Source organism: Streptacidiphilus sp. P02-A3a (assembly GCF_014084105.1).
Classification (GTDB): domain Bacteria; phylum Actinomycetota; class Actinomycetes; order Streptomycetales; family Streptomycetaceae; genus Streptacidiphilus.
In genome coordinates this window covers 1,230,452-1,247,943 of sequence record NZ_CP048289.1, presented here as the reverse complement: position 1 = coordinate 1,247,943, position 17,492 = coordinate 1,230,452, and the positions used below count along the sequence as shown (strand labels likewise).

The window sequence follows — 17,492 nt, the reverse complement described above, 5'->3', positions numbered from 1 at the left end:
TCGCGAGGGTGTGCGACACCATGGGCCCGGCCCGCGGACCGGGTGCTCACGTAGGCTGGGCCCCATGTCCCTCTATGCCGCCTACGCCAGCAACCTCGACGCGCGGCAGATGAGCCGCCGCGCCCCGCACTCCCCCCTGCGCTGCACCGGCTGGCTCGACGGCTGGCGGCTGACCTTCGGCGGTGAGCAGTTCGGCTGGGAGGGCTCGCTCGCCACGGTGGTGGAGGACGAGAAGGAGCAGGTCTTCGTCGGCCTCTACGACATCGCCCCCGGCGACGAGGCCGGTCTCGACCGCTGGGAGGGCCTGCCGCTCGGCCTGTACCGCAAGGTCCGGGTGCGGGCGCACACCCTGGAGGGCGACCTCACCGCCTGGACCTACGTGCTCAACGACTACGAGGGCGGCCTGCCCTCGGCCCGCTACCTCGGCATCATCGCGGACGCCGCCGAGTCGGCGGGCGCCCCCCACGACTACGTGATGGACCTGCGCAAGCGCCCCTGCTGAGCTCAGTGCCCGCTGGTCGTCCGCTTCGCCTTCTTCGCGGTGCCCTTCTTCGCGGTGCCCGGGGCCGGGCTCTTGACCGGGGCCGCCACCGGGGCCGCCGACGGCGAGCAGTCGTACAGCGTCATGTCCCGGTCCGTCTTCTGCCCGTACTGGGCCGGCAGCACCCGGGTGCAGTTGGTCTTGACCCAGGCCGCGTCGGCCGAGTTGGCCCGCTCACTGGTCAGCACCGCGTAGCGGAGCTTCCCGCCGTGGACCAGCGCCGCCAGCGCGGCCGAGGTCGGGAACGGGGTGTTCCCGGTGAAGCCGCCCATCACCAGCACCGGCGCGGACACCGCCCGCAGCAGCGGCTCGGCGGGCAGCGCGGCCTGCGTCGCCACCAGGTACTCCGCCCCGCCCCGGTGCGCCTCCAGGTAGGTCAGCAGCTTGCCCGCGCGCCCGGCCGCCGGGCCGAAGCCGACCTCCGCCGCCGGGCTGCTGCCGCCGGCCGCGGCGACCGCGTTGGCGCCGACCGGTCCGGCCAGCGGCGCGGTCCCGCTGCCCGCGTACAGCGGGTTCAGCGCCGAGAGCGACCAGACCGCGGGCGCCAGCAGCAGCGCGGCCAGTCCGGCCGCCAGTCCGATCGGCACCCCGCGCCGGTCCCGCAGCGCCAGCAGGCTCGCGGAGACCAGCGCCAGCAGGCCGAGCACCGGCACCACCCACGGGTGGAAGTGCGGGTACCGGGAGTCGAGCACCACCGCCCAGACCGCGCTGAACAGCAGCCCGCCGATGAGCAGGTACCAGCGGCCGCTCGCCGGACGCTCCCCGGGCCGGCCGTAGACCCGCCACAGGGTGGTGATCCCGGCCCCGGCCAGGGCGGCCACGGCGGGCGCGAGCACCACCGTGTAGTAGCCGTGGATCCCGGAGGAGGCGGAGAAGGCCAGGTCGTGCAGCAGCAGCCAGCCGCCCCAGAGCAGGTACCCGGCCCGGAGCTGGTCGGTCCGCCCGGCCCGGCGGCCCCAGGCCAGGCCGACGGCCAGCGAGAGCACCGCCAGCGGCAGGAACCAACTGATCTGCGGGCCGACCGTGGTGTTGAACAGCACGTCCCAACTGGCCCCGCCGCTGGGGCGGCTGGCGCTGGTACCGGCGACGCTGCCGAGGCCCGCGCCGCTGCCGCCGCCGAACCGGCTCAGCCCGTTGTAGCCGAAGACCAGGGCGAACGGGTTGTTGCCGGTGGTGCCGTCCAGGTAGGGGCGGTCGGCGGCCGGGGTGTACAGCACCCAGAGCATCCAGGAGCAGGACACCGCCAGCGCCACCGCCCCGCCCGCGCAGGCGTACCCGATCCGCCGCAGCCATCCGCCGGGCGCGCACACCACGTAGACCAGGGCGAACACCGGCAGCACCAGCCAGGCCTGGAGCATCTTCGCCTGGAACGCCAGCCCGACCCACACCCCGCAGCTGAGCAGGTGCCACAGCTTCCCGTCGCGCACCGCCTTCATGGCGGCGCCGGCGGCCAGCACCAGCAGCAGCGTCAGCAGCGAGTCGGAGATGTTCCCGCGGTCCAGCGCGGCGGTGATCGGGGTGAGCGTGAGCAGCAGTGCGGCCAGCAGCCCCGCCACCGGGCCGGCCCAGGCCTTGACGATCCGGTACAGCACCAGCACCGTGAGTACGCCCTCGATGCCCTGCGGCAGCGCCACCGCCCAGTTGTGCAGGCCGAAGGCGCGCACCGACAGGGCCTGGAGCCACAGCGCGCCCGGGAGCTTGTCGACCGTGATCGAGCCGCTGGGGTCGAGCCCGCCGTAGAGGAAGGCGTGCCAGCTGGAGGCCATGCTGCGGACGGCGGCCGTGTAGTAGGGGTGCAGCAGCGCCTGGTTCAGCCGCCAGCCGTACAGGTACGCCGCGAGCGCCGCGACCAGCGCCAGCAGCGGTGGCACCCAGCGCGGCTCGGCTTCGGCCCGACGGCGGCCCCGGGACCGGTTGTTGCGCGCGGAAGCCTCCGGCACGGTGGCGGTGCTCATCAAGGCCTCTTCTTAACTGATCGCGTGAGTGTCCTGGACAATACGGTAAACGTCAATGAAGAGTTGATGATGAAATATATCCTTACTGTAATGAGAATGTGACCGCAAGATGCGTAACCTGATGCATCGTCTGATCAGTTCGTGATCGATGCGCGTCCGCCGCCGAGAGGAACGTCTCCTGTCCACGCCCGACCCGCGACGGGGAACGTTCAACCGGCCTCGGCGGCACCGAAACCGGCTGCGCGCCGACATGCCGCTGCTGGGCGGTGTCCGGCCGCCCGTCGCCGTACTGCTGTGCCTGCTGCTGGCGGTCGCCCTGCTGACCGCCCTGGTGCTGGCCAGGACCGATGCCCAGGACGTCGCACCCGCCGTGCTCACCTCGCAGCAGCACATCGCCGAGGACAGCGCCGCCGAACTGCGCGGCACGGTGGACGGCGAGGTGCTGGCGCTGCGCAACGCCGCCGGGGCGCTCGCCAAGTCCGCGCCCGCGACCAGCGCCCAGGCGCTGAAGCGGATCGGCCAGCTCGGCCAGGACTGGCTCGGCGTGGAGATGCTCGACCCGACCTCCGGCAACAAGCTGCTGGCCGTCACCGGCGCCGCGCTGCCGACCACCGGACTGCCCACGGCCAGCGGCAGCGGACCGATCCGGCCCCAGGTCGCGACCCTGCCCTCGGGCCAGGTCGGGCTGCTGGTGTTCGCCTCGGCCAACCTGCCCGGCATGGGCCAGCGACTGCTGGTCGCGGCCGCCCCGCTGACCGCGGCCGACCCCGGCAACGCGACCGGCCGGGTGGTGGAACTGGTCAACCGCAAGGGCACCGTGGTCGCCTCCAGCGCCGGTCCGGCCGCCCCCGCGAGCGCGGCGGCCACCCCGGCCCCGAGCGCCAAGCCGGGCGCCAGTACCGCTCCCAGCGCCTCGGCCAGTGCGGACCCCGCCGCCACCGCCGCGGACCAGCGGCTCCCCGGCGACGCGGCCGGCGCCGCCCGCCGGGCCGTCCACGGCACCAGCTCCGGCTACCTGGTCGGCGGCGTCCAGGACAAGACCCGTACCGTCGCCGGCTGGTCGATGCTGGCGACCAGCACCGTCAGTCCGGACGCCGCGTCGCTGGGCCTGACCGTGCTCACCGTGACCGCCACCCCGCAGACCGGCAACGTCACCGGCAACTCGCTGTTCGCGCTGCTCGCCGCCGCCTCACTGCTGGTGGCGGCGCTGCTGGTGACCGCGCTGCTCACGCTCGGACTGCAACGGCCGCTGCTGCGGCTGCACTTCGGCGGCCGCAGGATCTTCCGCGGCGACCTGTCCCGCCCGGTGGCCGTGCCCCGGCTGGGCGAGGCGGCCCGGATCGGCGCGGCGCTGGAGTCGCTGCGGCGGCAACTGCTGGACGACGCCCCGGCCGAGCCGTTCACCCCCCGGCGGCGCGGGCCCGGCAGCCGCGCGCTGCTGATCTGCTGCGCGCTGATCCTGGTCAGCTGGTCGGTCCCGCTGCTGCTGCTGTTCAACCGGCCGGCCGCCGACGTGGCCGTCCCCAAGCAACTGGTCAGCGACCAGCAGACGCGTACCGCCGCCATCGCCGGACAGGTCAAGCAGAGCCTGGACAGCAGCTACCAGGACCTGACCGGACTGGCCACCGGGCTGACCACCACCAGCACCGCCGCCCAGACCCGCAGCCTGCTGAAGGCCGCCCTGGCCCAGCACAGCCGCTACACCTCGCTGTACGTGCTCACCCAGGACGGCTCGATCCTCGCCCGGGTCGGCGGCAAGCCCCGGCGGGCCGCGCGCAGCGTCCCGGCCGGCGCCGGGCTGCTACAGATCAACACCACCGGACGGGTGCCCGAGGTGGCCGCCTACGTCACCGTGCCCAAGCCGGTACCGGTGGCCCTGGTCGGCCAGAACCCGAAGGACGTCAAGGCCCCGCCGATCACCGCGAAGAGCCCGGTGGCGGTGGTCGGCGAGTACGACCTCAAGCCGCTGAACAGCATGCTGAACCACATCGGCATCGGCCACGCCTGGCTGGTCGACGGCCGCCAGCGGGTGGTCGCCTCCCGGGACGGCTTCCGCGCCTTCCAGTCGCTGCCCGACGGCTCCTTGACCGACCTCGCCGGGAAGTCGTCGGCGCAGCCGCTCACCAGCATGGTGACCACCACCGACGGCGACACCATCGCCTCGGTCACCGCGCTCGGCGTCGGTGGCACCACCGGTGCCACCACCAGCGCCGGGATCGCCCCGGCCACCGGCGCCGACGCCCGGAGCCTGGGCTGGCAGATCGTCACCGCCCAGCCCACCTCCTGGCTGGACCTGGGCGCCTACCGCACCCAGCGGCTCACCATGCTGGCCGGACTGCTCGGCCTCGCCGCCGCCGCGGGCTGCCTGGGCTGGCTGTACGTCATCGTGGTGCGCCCGCTGCGCACCCTCGCCGACACCGCCGAGCAACTCGCCGCGGGCGACCGCCGCACCGTGCTCTACCCCGTGCACCACGACGAGATCGGCTCGATCACCCGGAGCCTGGAACTCGTCCGACAGCAGCTGGTGTCCTCCACCCGCCCCACCTCACCGGCCCAACGGGTCTGAAGGAACGTTTCGGTGACTTTCCTCTACATCGTGCTGCTCATCTGCTGCGCCGGACTGCTGGTCGCGGGCGTGCTGGAGCAGCGACGGCACGACTCGGCGCTGGACCAGATACCGGTACGCGTGCTGGTCAACGGCATCCGGGGGAAGAGCTCGATCACCCGGCTGTGCGCGGGCGCGCTGCGCGGCGGTGACCTGGTCACCGTCGCGAAGACCACCGGTACCGCGGCCCGCTTCATCCACCCGGACGCCACCGAGGAGCCGGTGTACCGGAAGTTCGGCATCGCCAACGTGGTCGAGCAGATCGGCATCGTCCGGCGCGCGGCGACCTACCGGCCGGACGCGCTGGTGATCGAGTGCATGGCGGTGATGCCCGCGCTACAGGAGATCAACCAGCAGAAGCTGATCCGCTCCACCATCGGCGTGCTCTGCAACGTCCGCGAGGACCACCTGGCCGAGATGGGCCCGACCCTGGACGACGTCGCCCGCTCGCTGTCGCGCTCGATGCCGGTCGGCGGGGTCTGCGTGACCGCCGAGCGGGACCGGCTGCACATCCTCCAGCAGGAGGCCGACAAGCGGAACTGCCGGCTGATCGCGGTCGATCCGGAGACGGTCAGCGACGCCGAACTGCGCGGCTTCAGCTGGTTCACCTTCAAGGAGAACGTGGCCATCGCCCTGGCCGTGGCCGAACTCCTGGGCGTGGACCGGGAGACCGCGCTGCGCGGCATGTGGGAGGCCCCGCCGGACCCGGGCGTGCTCTCGGTCGAGCGCTACCGCACCGAGGACGGCAAGCGGCTGCGCTTCGCCAACGTCTTCGCCGCCAACGACCCCGAGTCCACCCTGATGAACGTCAACCAGCTGCTGGGCCTGGGCGCGATCCACCGGCCGCTGAACGTGGTGATCAACTGCCGCCCGGACCGGGTGGAGCGCAACGCGCAGATGGGCGCGATCGTGCCGGACCTCGCCCCGGACACGGTGTTCCTGATCGGCCACCCGACCAAGAGCGCCCGCGACGGGATCCCGGCCGACTGGCAGGGCCGGGTGGTGGACCTCGGCGGCGACCGGCGCGACCCGCAGCAGCTGACCCTGGACCTGCTGGCCGAGCTGCCGCCGGACTCCTCGCTGATCGCCATCGGCAACATCCACGGCCAGGGCGAGCTGTTCCTGGACTGCCTGGCCGACCTCCCGCTGGACGAGGAGCCGGACGCCGACCAGGCCGCCGCCCGCACCGACCACCCGACCGAGGTCTGGGGCGCGCTGGACAGCCCGACCCTGGCCATCAGCGTCGCCCGGCCGCCGGAACCCCGCTGGCACCAGGAGACGGAGGACCACCCGACGCTCCAGCAGCGGATCCTCCGACTGCCGGACCCGGCCAAGCCGTCGGGCCCGGCCCAGCAGTCGGACCCGGCCCAGCAGTCGGACCCGGCGCGGCAGGACCCTGCGCGGCACCCGGGACCGGTCGTGCGCCAGAATCACCAACAGCACCAGTACCGCGAGCAGCCGCAGACGAGGAAGTCCCTGTGATACCCGCCGATGTCACCTCCGAGGTCGCCACCCTGGGTATCGCCCTCGGCCTGGTCTTCTCACTGATCTGCTACCTGACCACCAACCTCTCCCCCGGCGGCATGATCACCCCCGGCTGGCTGGCGCTGACCCTGGTCACCGACCTCCAGCGGGCCGGACTGGTGCTCGCCGTCACCGCCGTCACCTACCTCGCCACGGTGCTGCTCCAGCGGGTGGTGATCCTGTACGGGAAGCGGCTGTTCGCGGCCGTGGTGCTGATCGCGGTGCTGCTGCAGATGACCGTGATGTTCGCGCTGCAGAGCCAGTTCCCGCTGCTCTACAGCTCGGAGACGCTGGGCTTCGTGGTGCCCGGGCTGATCGCCTACCAGCTGGTGCGCCAGCCCCGGGCGGCCACCCTGATCTCGACCTCGGCGGTGACCCTGGCCACCTACGTCGTGCTCACCGCCGGGCTGCTGCTCGGAGCCCTGCCCACCAACTGACCCGCCCGCCGACTGACCCGCCCGCCGACTGACCCGGCCAACAGATTCCGGCCACCCGACCCTCGGAAACGGAGCCCGTTATGCCGTCCCCCAAGCTGTCCCGTCGCCAGATCCTCGGCGGCAGTGGTGTCGTGGTCCTCGCCGGTGTCGCCGGGGCGCTCGGCGTCGAGCTGAACGCCCGGCGGCACCCGGCCCAGCCGGACAGCGCCCCGGTCGCCGAGACCAGCAGCCCGGCCGCCCCGGGCAAGGCCGCCACGTACCAGTACAGCCGCCAGTCCGGGCCCGACCGCACCGTGGTCACCGACTCCAACGGCAACCAGGTGGGGGTGTTCACCGACGGCGCCCGCAGCGCGCTGCTCACCGGCCCCTCCCGGACCTGGACCGAGCCGCGGACCACCACCGCCGTCATCCAGTCCGACGCCTGGGTGCGGCTGATGCCGTCCGCCTGGAGCGAGGGCGCGGAGACCAGCGCCTGGTTCAGGTCCTGGTTCCCGAAGATCCTCGGCAGCAGCGACCTGGACATCCTGGGCATGGCGATGCAGTACGAGGACAAGGCACCCGACCTGTACGACGCCCAGGGCGTGCGGTACGCGGGCGACGCGTCCTTCGGCCCGGTCGTCCCCGGGCAGTCGGAGATGTCGTTCCACTACCACGACGAGAAGTCGGACTTCTACGACTACCTGGGCACCTCCTGGAAGTTCCAGGACGGCGTCACCATGCAGCCGGAGAAGGCGCGCTACGGCGACGTCGACTGCTCCGGCTACATGCGGCTCGTCTGGGGCTACCGGGGCGGCTACCCGATGCACACCAGCAACACCGCCGGGGTGGGCCTGCCGCGCCGGGCCTTCGCCATCGCCTCCTACGCGCCCGGCGTGCTGCTGATCCCGGACACCAAGTCCCGGCCCACCGACATCGGCCTGCTGCAACCGGGTGACCTGGTCTTCTTCGCCATCAACATCGGCAAGCCGATCGAGATCGACCACTGCGGCATGTACCTCGGCCCGGACACCGAGGGCCACCCGCGCTTCCTCTCCAGCCGCTCCCAGGCCAACGGCCCGACCTTCGGCGACCTGGCCGGAACCGGCGTCCTGGACGGCAACGGCTTCTACGCCGCGGGCCTGCGGGTCGCCCGCCGCCTCTGAGCAGAGGCCCTTCCGGCACAGCCGCGCGACGGCCGTGGCGCGGGCGGGTCGCGGCCGAACCGGGCGAACCCAAACCGGGACATCGGCCCATCATGCTTCTACGCGCGTAGGGTCCGTGGATATTCTCGTCCCGTGAACGCATATCTGCAGCCGGTCATCGCCGATCCCCGCGCCGCCGCCAAGGACGCCGCCGCCGCCGTGCGCGCCCTCACCGGCGCCGAACACCACAGCGTGGCGCTGGTGATGGGGTCGGGCTGGGTCCCGGCCGCCGACGAACTGGGCGCCCCCGACCAGGAGTTCCCGGTGACCGAGCTCCCCGGGTTCCCGCCGCCCGCCGTCGCCGGCCACTCGGGCAAGGTCCGCTCGATCCGGATGGGCGACGCCCGAGCCCTGGTCTTCCTCGGACGGACGCACTACTACGAGGGCCACGGCGTGGCCGCCGTCGCGCACGGCGTCCGCACCGCGGTCGCCGCCGGGTGCCGGACGGTGGTGCTCACCAACGGCTGCGGCGGCCTGCGCCCGGGCATGGTGCCCGGCCAACCGGTGCTGATCAGCGACCACCTGAACCTGACCGGGGCCTCGCCGATCGTCGGCGCCAACTTCGTCGACCTCACCGACCTGTACTCGCCCCGGCTGCGCGCCCTCTGCCAGGAGATCGAGCCCGGCCTGGAGGAGGGCGTGTACGCCCAGTTCCCCGGACCGCACTACGAGACCCCGGCCGAGATCCGGATGGTCCGCACCATGGGCGCCGACCTGGTCGGCATGTCGACCGCGCTGGAGGCCATCGCCGCCCGCGAGGCCGGCGCCGAGGTGCTGGGCCTGTCCCTGGTCACCAACCTGGCGGCGGGCATCACCGGCGCGCCGCTCAACCACGCCGAGGTGCTGGCCGCCGGCCAGGCGTCCGCCGCCCGGATGGGCGCGCTGCTCGCCGAGCTGCTGGGACGGCTCTGAACCGCCCCCACCACCGAAAAAGCCACAGCGATGCCACAGCGATGCCACAGAAAGCGGATGACGCAATGACGCCGCCCCCCGCCACCGACCTGCTCTCCCGCGCCCGGACCTGGCTCGCCGAGGATCCGGATCCGGACACCCGGGCCGAGCTCACCGCCCTGCTGGCCGCCGCCGAATGCGGCGAGGGCGAGGGCTCCGAGGACGAGGCGCGGGCCTGGTCCGCGCTCGCCGAACGCTTCAACGGCACGCTGCGCTTCGGCACCGCCGGGCTGCGCGGCGAGATGGGCGCCGGCCCGACCCGGATGAACCGGGCGGTGGTGCTGCGCGCCGCCGCCGGGATCGCCGCCCGGGTCCGGCTGGAGGACCCGAACGGACTGGTGGTGATCGGCTACGACGCCCGGCACAAGTCCGCCGCCTTCGCCCGGGACACCGCCGCGGCGGTCACCGGCGCGGGGCTGCGGGCGGCACTGCTGCCGGGCCCGCTGCCCACCCCCGTGCTCGCCTTCGCCGTCCGTCGGCTCGGCGCGGCGGCCGGGGTGATGGTGACCGCCAGCCACAACCCGGCCCGGGACAACGGCTACAAGGTCTACTGGCGCGACGGCGCGCAGATCGTGCCGCCGCTGGACGCCGCCATCGCCGCCGAGATCGACGCCATCGCCTCGCTGCGGGACATCCCGCTCGGCGACAGCTGGACCTCGCTGACCGCCGAGCAGACCGTCGAGCCCTACCTGGCCCGGGCGGTGGCCACGCTGGACCCGGCCACCCCGCGCGACCTGGCGGTCGTCTACACGCCGCTGCACGGCGTCGGCCGGGACACGCTGCTCCCGGCCTTCGCCCGGGCGGGCTTCCCGGCCCCGCTGGTGGTCGCCGCCCAGGCCGACCCCGACCCGGACTTCCCCACCCTCGGCTTCCCCAACCCGGAGGAACCCGGGGCGATGGACCTGGCCTTCGCCGCCGCCTCGGCACTGGGCCACGAGCGGGCGCCGGACCTGGTCCTGGCCAACGACCCGGACGCCGACCGGCTGGCGGTGGCCGTCCCGCTGCCGACCGCCGCGGGGCCCGGCTGGCGGATGCTGCACGGCGACGAGGTCGGCGCGCTGCTGGCCGCCCACCTGGTGGCGCGGCAGGCCCGGGGCGCCTTCGCGACCACCATCGTCTCCTCCTCGCTGCTGTCCCGGATCGCCGCGGCCGCGGGCCTCCCCTACGCCGAGACCCTGACCGGCTTCAAGTGGATCTCCCGCGCGCCCGGCCTGCGCTACGGCTACGAGGAGGCCCTGGGCTACTGCACCGACCCGGACGCGGTCCGCGACAAGGACGGCATCACCGCCGCCCTCGCCATCGCCGAACTCGCCACCGTGCTCAAGGCCTCCGGCCGCACCCTGGCCGACCTGCTGGACGACCTGGCGCTGACCCACGGGCTGCACGCCACCAGTCAGCTGTCGGTCCGGCTGCCGGAGCTGAAGCAGATCACCGCGGCCCTGGACCGGCTGCGCGAGCAGCCACCGACCGCCCTCGGCGGGCTCCGGGTGGAGCGGGCGGAGGATCTGGAGCGGGGCGCGGACGGCCTGCCGCCGACCGACGGGCTGCGCTACCGGCTGGCCGGTGGGCAGGTCGACTCGGCCCGGGTGGTGGTCCGGCCGTCCGGGACCGAGCCGAAGCTCAAGTGCTACCTGGAGGTGGTGCTCCCGGTCGGGTCCGGTGACCGGCTCGACGACGCCCGGACAAGGGCGGACGAACTCCTGGCGGCGATCACCCGCGACCTCGCCGAGGCCGCCGGTATCCCTCCTCAGTGACAGTCCCAGTCCCTAGAGTGTCGACCATGGAGACCACCGGAACCCCCGACACCGCCGTTCCCGGCATAGCCGACGCCGCCGTGCCCGTGGGCGTCGAGCGGCTGATCGACGTACCCGGCCTGCGCAACCTGCGCGACGCCGGCGGCTTCGCCACGGCCGACGGCGGCCGGGTCCGCGAGGGCCTGCTGTTCCGCTCGGGCTCCCTCGGCGACCTCGGCCCCGAGGGGGCGCGGCAGTTGGCCGGGCTCGACCTGAACACGGTGGTCGACCTGCGCAGCGAGCCGGAGCTGGTGCACTGGCCGGACCAGCGGCACGGGCTGTCCTACACGGCGGTCTCGCTGCCGACCCTGCCGCCGTTCGAGGACACCGCCTCCGGCGACCCGAACGCGGCGGCCGACCAGGCCGACCGCGGGCTCGACCCGGCCGAGCCGGGCGCCGCCGACCCGGGCCTGCGGCAGATGTACGTGTTCATGGCCGAGGTCGCCGGGCCCCCGATCGCCGCCTTCGTCCGGCGGCTGCTGGAGCCGGGGGCGCTGCCCGCGCTGGTCCACTGCGCGGTCGGCAAGGACCGCACCGGGATCACGGTGGCGGTGCTGCTGTCCGCCCTCGGCGTGGCCGAGGCCGACATCACCGACGACTACCTGGTCTCCAACGCCGGTCTGGGCCTGCTCGGCGAGCCGGTGCACTACCTCGACGAGAACGGCGTGGACCGGATCTCCCGCCCGGTCCACCCGGAGCTGCTCACGCTGTTCCTGGAGCGGACCGTCGGCCACCACGGCAGCGCCGAGGCGTTCCTGCGGCACCACGGCGTCACCGACGCCGAGCTCCGGCGACTGCGCGAGCTGCTCACCCGGCCCGTCTGAGCAGCACCAGCCCGCCGCCGCCGAGCAGCAGCGCGGCGGCGGCACCGGCCGCCACCCCGGCGTCGGTCCCGGTCTCCGCCAGCCTCGGCCCCCAGTCGGGCCCGCCGCGCTCCCGGTGCCCGGCCGCCGGGCCGCCGTTCCCCCGGTGCCCGGCCCGGACCACCCGGAACAGGTACGGCTCGGACACCCCCACCGGCAGCGGTACCGACTGCCCCTCCAGGACCACCGGCTCGAAGCCGACCGCCAGCGTCAGCCACTGCCCGAGCGGCGCCCGGTGCCCGATCCGCAGCCGCAGCGGCACCCCGGCCCGGCCTCCGGCCGGGACGGTCAGCCCCGCGTCCGGACCGACCTGCCCGGCCAGCACCCCCTCCTCCGCCCGCAGCCGCACCGGCTGCCAGCCGCCGCGCGCGCCCCGCCGCCACTGCAGGCGGACGTCACCACGGCGCAGCACGCCCGCGCGCGCCCCGAACACCAGCACCGGCCGGACCCCGGCGCAGGATTCGCTGAGCCGGTTCCGCAGCCCCAGCCGGGCCGGCGACCAGCCGCCACCGGCCCGGTAGACCCGGTGCAGCCCGTGCAGCCGCAGCGAGAGCGGGGCCCGGTCCACGTTGTCGAGGTTCACCCCGCAGGCGGAGTCCACCGCCGCGCCCACCCGCGCCGGTACCGCGGCCGAGGCGGTACCGGCCGTTCCGAGGGCCACCAGCGGCCCGGCCACCAGCGCGGCCAGGCTCAGTCCTATCGTCTGACGCATTCTCATCGTAGTCACGCTCCGAATCTGACACGCAACCAGACGTCACGCCCGGTGGCCCGGACTCGGTACGCCCATTCCGGTATCGCACCCGTTTTCGGGTATGGCCCTCCCCTCAGGCAGACTTCCCGGATGGACATCCTCATCCGCCCCGCCCTCGCCGCCGAGTTCGACGCCGTCGGCCGACTCACCGCCGACTCCTTCATCACCGACGGTCACGTCCGTCCCGACGACGCCTACGCGGCCCGCCTGCGCGACGGGCGCGACCGCGCGGAGGCGGCGGAGCTGCTGGTGGCGGTCGACGCGGAGAGCGGCGAGCTGCTGGGGTCGGTGACCTTCGCCGCGCCGGGCAGCCGGTACGCGAATCTGGCACAGGAGCGGGAGGGCGAGTTCCGGATGCTGGCGGTCTCGCCGGGGGCCCGGGGCCGGGGCGCGGGCGAGGCACTGGTGCGCGCCTGCACCGCTCGCGGCCGCGAGCTCGGACTGGTCCGGATGGTGCTGTCCACGGAGCCCACGATGGTCCACGCGCACCGGATATATGAGCGGCTGGGCTTCCGGCGGACCCCCGACCGCGATTGGTCCCCCGTCCCGGGAATCGAACTCCTGACCTACGCGTTGGAACTGGCCCCGTGAATCTCCTCACTGCGGACACAACATCTGGTGGTGCTTCTGAGAAGCGCCACCAGATGTATGCTCACTCTCGCTGTCGATGCAGGGGAACCCGGTGCAAGCCCGGGACTGCCCCGCAGCGGTGAGCGGCTGCGCCCCGGCGCCCGGCCGCGAGTCCGATTACCTGCCGACGGCATGACTTCCGGGCCCCGAGGGCGGGCCGAGGATGTGCTGCGCGCTGCCGTCATGAGCTCCCGCACGCCTCGTTCCGCCGGTCGCGGGCCCACCGCCGACCGGCCGCCGCCAACGAGGAGCGAATCGTGACCGCCCAACTGTCGCCCACCACCACGCTTGTGCCTGAGGCCGAGCGCCACGACTCCGCTCCCGGCGCGACCCTGCCCAGTCAGACGGACGGTCCCGGCGCGGCCCTGCTGCGGACCCTGACCGAGCGCTCCGCCGACCTGGCCGAGGTGGATCCGGGCCGGGTCGCCGCCGCCGCCCTGCGCGGCCGCAGTGGCGGCGCCGACTACGCCGAGTTGCGAGGACTGGCCACCGAGGCCGCCGCCGCGCTGATCGCCGAGGACCCGCAGTACTCCCGGCTGGCCGCCCGGCTGCTGGCCGAGGAGATCCGCGAGGAGGCCGCCGGTCAGGGCTCGACCTGCTTCGCCGCCTCGATCGCGGTCGGCCACCGCGAGGGCCTGATCGGCGACGCCACCGCCGACTACGTGGCCGCCCACGCCGCGACCCTGGACGCGGTGATCGACCAGGCGGGCGACGACCGCTTCGAGTACTTCGGCCTGCGCACGGTCTACTCCCGCTACCTGCTGCGGCACCCGATCACCCGTCAGGTCATCGAGACCCCGCAGCACTTCCTGCTCCGCGTCGCCTGCGGGCTGCAGATCGGAGGGGACGCGACCTCGGTGGCGGAGGTGGCCGAGCTGTACCGGCTGATGAGCCGGCTGGAGTACCTGCCCTCCTCGCCCACCCTGTTCAACTCCGGTACCCGGCACCCGCAGATGTCCTCCTGCTACCTGCTGGACTCCCCGCTCGACGAGCTGGACTCGATCTACGCCCGCTACGCGCAGATCGCCCGGCTGAGCAAGCACGCGGGCGGCATCGGCCTGTCGTACAGCCGGATCCGCTCGCGCGGCAGCCTGATCCGGGGCACCAACGGGCAGTCCAACGGCATCGTGCCGTTCCTGCGCACGCTGGACTCCTCGGTCGCGGCGGTGAACCAGGGCGGTCGGCGCAAGGGCGCCGCCTGCGTCTACCTGGAGACCTGGCACGCCGACATCGAGGAGTTCCTGGAGCTGCGGGACAGCACCGGCGAGGAGGCCCGGCGCACCCACAACCTCAACCTGGCGCACTGGATCCCGGACGAGTTCATGCGCCGGGTCGAGGCCGACGCCGAGTGGTCGCTGTTCTCCCCCGGCGACGTCCCGGAGCTGGTGGACCTGTGGGGCGCGGAGTTCGACGCCGCCTACACCAAGGCCGAGGTCGCCGGCCTGGCCGTGCGCACCATCCCGGCGCGCACCCTGTACGCGCGGATGATGCGCACCCTGGCGCAGACCGGCAACGGCTGGATGACCTTCAAGGACGCCTCCAACCGGTCCGCCAACCAGACCGCGCTGCCGGGCCGCACGGTGCACTCGTCCAACCTGTGCACCGAGATCCTGGAGGTCACCGACGACTCCGAGACCGCCGTCTGCAACCTCGGCTCGGTCAACCTCGGCGCGCACCTGCTGCCCGACGGCGAGGTCGACTGGGAGCGGCTGGACCGGACCGTCCGTACCGCGGTGACCTTCCTGGACCGGGTGGTGGACATCAACTTCTACCCGACCCCCGAGGCCGCCGCCTCCAACTCCCGCTGGCGGCCGGTGGGTCTGGGCGTGATGGGCCTTCAGGACGTCTTCTTCAAGCGCCGCCTGGACTTCGACTCGGCCGAGGCCAAGGAGCTGTCCACCCGGCTGGCCGAGCGGATCATGCTCGCGGCCTACGAGACCAGTTGCGAGCTGGCCGAGCGGCTGGGCCGGCACGAGGCGTACGCCGAGACCCGCGCCGCCCGGGGCCAGCTGCACATCGACCACTTCAGCACCGCCCCGACCTGGCCGGAGCGCTGGACCGCGCTGCGCGAGCGGGTGGCCGCCACCGGCCTGCGCAACTCGCTGCTGCTGGCGATCGCGCCGACCGCGACCATCGCCTCCATCGCGGGCGTGTACGAGTGCATCGAGCCGCAGGTCTCCAACCTGTTCAAGCGGGAGACCCTGAGCGGCGAGTTCCTCCAGGTCAACCCGTACCTGGTGGCCGACCTCAAGGCGCGCGGGCTGTGGACCGCCGCCGCCCGCGAGTCGCTGCGCGAGGCCAACGGGTCGGCGCTGGAGATCCCCGGCCTGCCGGAGGAGCTGAAGTCGCTCTACCGCACGGCCTGGGAGCTGCCGCAGCGCGCGCTGATCGACCTGGCGGCGGCCCGGATGCCGTACCTCGACCAGAGCCAGTCGCTGAACCTCTTCCTGGCCTCGCCCACCATCGGCAAGCTCAGCTCGATGTACGCCTACGCCTGGAAGACCGGCCTGAAGACCACGTACTACCTGCGCTCCCGACCGGCGACCCGGATCGCCCGCGCCGCCCAGGCCCAGGCCGCCCCCGCCGCGTCCGCGCCCCTTCCGATCGCCGAGGACGAAGCAGTGGTCGCCTGCTCCCTCGAAAACCCCGAGTCCTGCGAGGCCTGCCAGTAATGACCACCCCTGCCAACGCGACGAAGAACCTGCTCGACCCGGGCTTCGAACTGACCCTGCGTCCGATGCGCTACCCGGACTTCTACGAGCACTACCGCAACGCCATCAAGAACACCTGGACCGTGGAGGAGGTGGACCTGCACTCGGACGTGGCCGACCTGGCCAAGCTCAGCGCGGACGAGCGGCACCTGCTGGGCCGCCTGGTCGCCTTCTTCGCGACCGGCGACTCCATCGTCTCCAACAACCTGGTGCTGACCCTGTACAAGCACATCAACTCGCCCGAGGCGCGGCTGTACCTGTCCCGCCAGCTGTTCGAGGAGGCCGTGCACGTCCAGTTCTACCTGACCCTGCTGGACACCTACCTGCCCGACCCGGAGGACCGCAACGCGGCCTTCGCGGCGGTCGAGAACATCCCCTCCATCCGCGAGAAGGCCCAGTTCTGCTTCCGCTGGATCAACGAGGTGGAGAAGCTGGACGCACTGCGGACGCAGGCCGACCGCCGCCGCTTCCTGCTCAACCTGATCTGCTTCGCGGCCTGCATCGAGGGCCTGTTCTTCTACGGCGCCTTCGCCTACGTCTACTGGTTCCGCTCGCGCGGCCTGCTGCACGGCCTGGCGACCGGCACCAACTGGGTGTTCCGCGACGAGTCCATGCACATGGACTTCGCCTTCCAGGTGGTCGACACCGTCCGCGCCGAGGAGCCCGAGCTCTGGGACGACGAGCTGAGCGCACAGGTCACCGCGATGCTGGAAGAGGCGGTCGAGGCCGAGTTGCAGTTCGCCCGCGACCTGTGCGGCGACGGCCTGCCGGGCATGAACACCGACTCCATGCGCGAGTACCTGCAGTGCGTGGCCGACCAGCGGCTGGTCCGGCTCGGCCTCCCGGTCCGCTACGGCTCGGAGAACCCGTTCGGCTTCATGGAGCTCCAGGGCGTGCAGGAGCTCACCAACTTCTTCGAACGCCGGGTCTCGGCCTACCAGGTCGCGGTCGAGGGCTCCGTCTCCTTCGACGACGACTTCTGACCCCGCCCGCACCCCCGTTCCCCGGTCCCGACGGACCGGGGAACGCCCAGGGCCCTCGGCCCGATCGGCCGTCCCGGTGCGGACGGCCGTCGGCCCGAGGGCCCTGGCACAGGGGCGGCAGCCCCGATCAGCGCGGGCTGCTGGTGCCCCGCTTCCTGGTCATCGTGCCCGGCGCGCTCCGCAGGTGCGGCGCGACCAGGAACTTCGGCCGGTTGAACCAGATGATGAAGATCCCGGTCCAGGCGCATCCGACCGCCCCGATGCACGAGACGGCGGCAACCACCCGGGCCGCACCCGATATCGAGCCGCCGTGCTTCGCCAGGAAGACCGCCGGCACCAGCACCGCCGCCCACATCGCGAAGGCGCCCAGGACCGGCATGGCCCGCTCGACACCGGCACTGGTCTGGTTCGAATAGACCACCAGCCGAGTGCGCGCCGACACCGCGCCGCCACCGCGCCAAACCCGGCGGCCGTTCCTGATCATGATCCCGCCCATGAAGAGGAACACCAGAGCCGCCAGCACACTGACCAAGAGCGAACCCATGTGACACCTGTCCGGCGGCCGGT

The 17,492-nt window shown here is 73.2% G+C and carries 14 protein-coding genes and 1 riboswitch; of the genes, 11 read left to right on the top strand and 3 right to left on the bottom strand.

The genetic code is table 11. The features are described from left to right. Positions 1-64: 64 nt before the first annotated feature. Positions 65-502, top strand: a complete 438-nt coding sequence (locus GXP74_RS05765; protein WP_182450334.1) for a gamma-glutamylcyclotransferase — start codon at positions 65-67, stop codon at positions 500-502. 2 nt (positions 503-504) lie between these two features. On the opposite strand, the gene GXP74_RS05760 is transcribed toward GXP74_RS05765, so the two are convergent. Beyond that, positions 505-2,496 carry a glycosyltransferase family 39 protein gene (locus GXP74_RS05760; RefSeq protein ID WP_182450333.1) on the bottom strand — a complete coding sequence of 664 codons (1,992 nt, stop codon included), beginning with the start codon at positions 2,494-2,496 and terminating at the stop codon, positions 505-507. Between the two features lie 250 nt (positions 2,497-2,746). Here GXP74_RS05760 and GXP74_RS05755 point away from each other — a divergent pair, with 250 nt between their 5' ends. The 7 genes from GXP74_RS05755 to GXP74_RS05725 all read left to right on the top strand — a co-directional run bounded on the left by GXP74_RS05755 (position 2,747) and on the right by GXP74_RS05725 (position 11,811). Beyond that, positions 2,747-5,062, top strand: coding sequence for a HAMP domain-containing protein (locus tag GXP74_RS05755; RefSeq protein ID WP_182450332.1), 2,316 nt, complete (start codon positions 2,747-2,749; stop codon positions 5,060-5,062). A 12-nt stretch (positions 5,063-5,074) separates the two neighbouring features. After that, entirely contained in the window at positions 5,075-6,583 is a 1,509-nt protein-coding gene (gene pgsB / locus GXP74_RS05750; protein WP_182450331.1) for a poly-gamma-glutamate synthase PgsB, read from the top strand. Beyond that, positions 6,580-7,062, top strand: coding sequence for a poly-gamma-glutamate biosynthesis protein PgsC/CapC (locus tag GXP74_RS05745; protein WP_182450330.1), 483 nt, complete (start codon positions 6,580-6,582; stop codon positions 7,060-7,062). The genes pgsB and GXP74_RS05745 overlap by 4 nt, the downstream gene beginning before the upstream one ends. Positions 7,063-7,142: 80 nt before the next feature. Continuing rightward, entirely contained in the window at positions 7,143-8,204 is a 1,062-nt protein-coding gene (locus tag GXP74_RS05740) for an NlpC/P60 family protein (protein WP_182450329.1), read from the top strand. Positions 8,205-8,336: 132 nt separating this feature from the next. Beyond that, complete coding sequence (locus GXP74_RS05735) at positions 8,337-9,155, top strand: purine-nucleoside phosphorylase (RefSeq protein ID WP_182450328.1); 819 nt, start codon at positions 8,337-8,339, stop codon at positions 9,153-9,155. A 65-nt stretch (positions 9,156-9,220) separates the two neighbouring features. Next, a complete protein-coding gene (locus tag GXP74_RS05730; protein WP_182450327.1) occupies positions 9,221-10,948 on the top strand; it encodes a phospho-sugar mutase in 1,728 nt (575 codons plus the stop codon). Positions 10,949-10,974: 26 nt separating this feature from the next. Further along, positions 10,975-11,811, top strand: a complete 837-nt coding sequence (locus GXP74_RS05725) for a tyrosine-protein phosphatase (protein ID WP_182450326.1) — start codon at positions 10,975-10,977, stop codon at positions 11,809-11,811. Here GXP74_RS05725 and GXP74_RS05720 read toward each other — a convergent pair. Further along, on the bottom strand, positions 11,795-12,562 hold the full coding sequence (locus tag GXP74_RS05720; RefSeq protein ID WP_182450325.1) for an LPXTG cell wall anchor domain-containing protein: 768 nt from the start codon (positions 12,560-12,562) through the stop codon (positions 11,795-11,797). The genes GXP74_RS05725 and GXP74_RS05720 overlap by 17 nt on opposite strands. 129 nt (positions 12,563-12,691) lie before the next feature. Here GXP74_RS05720 and GXP74_RS05715 point away from each other — a divergent pair, with 129 nt between their 5' ends. The 3 genes from GXP74_RS05715 to GXP74_RS05705 all read left to right on the top strand — a co-directional run bounded on the left by GXP74_RS05715 (position 12,692) and on the right by GXP74_RS05705 (position 16,925). Beyond that, a complete protein-coding gene (locus GXP74_RS05715; RefSeq protein ID WP_182450324.1) occupies positions 12,692-13,192 on the top strand; it encodes a GNAT family N-acetyltransferase in 501 nt (166 codons plus the stop codon). 11 nt (positions 13,193-13,203) lie between these two features. Next, a riboswitch (cobalamin riboswitch) is annotated at positions 13,204-13,375 on the top strand. Between the two features lie 146 nt (positions 13,376-13,521). Continuing rightward, positions 13,522-15,903, top strand: a complete 2,382-nt coding sequence (locus GXP74_RS05710; protein WP_182456163.1) for a ribonucleoside-diphosphate reductase subunit alpha — start codon at positions 13,522-13,524, stop codon at positions 15,901-15,903. Next, complete coding sequence (locus GXP74_RS05705; RefSeq protein WP_182450323.1) at positions 15,903-16,925, top strand: ribonucleotide-diphosphate reductase subunit beta; 1,023 nt, start codon at positions 15,903-15,905, stop codon at positions 16,923-16,925. The genes GXP74_RS05710 and GXP74_RS05705 overlap by 1 nt, the downstream gene beginning before the upstream one ends. A gap of 127 nt (positions 16,926-17,052) precedes the next feature. Here the strand turns inward: GXP74_RS05705 and GXP74_RS05700 are convergent, their stop codons facing one another. Beyond that, entirely contained in the window at positions 17,053-17,469 is a 417-nt protein-coding gene (locus GXP74_RS05700; RefSeq protein WP_182450322.1) for a hypothetical protein, read from the bottom strand. Positions 17,470-17,492 lie beyond the last annotated feature (23 nt).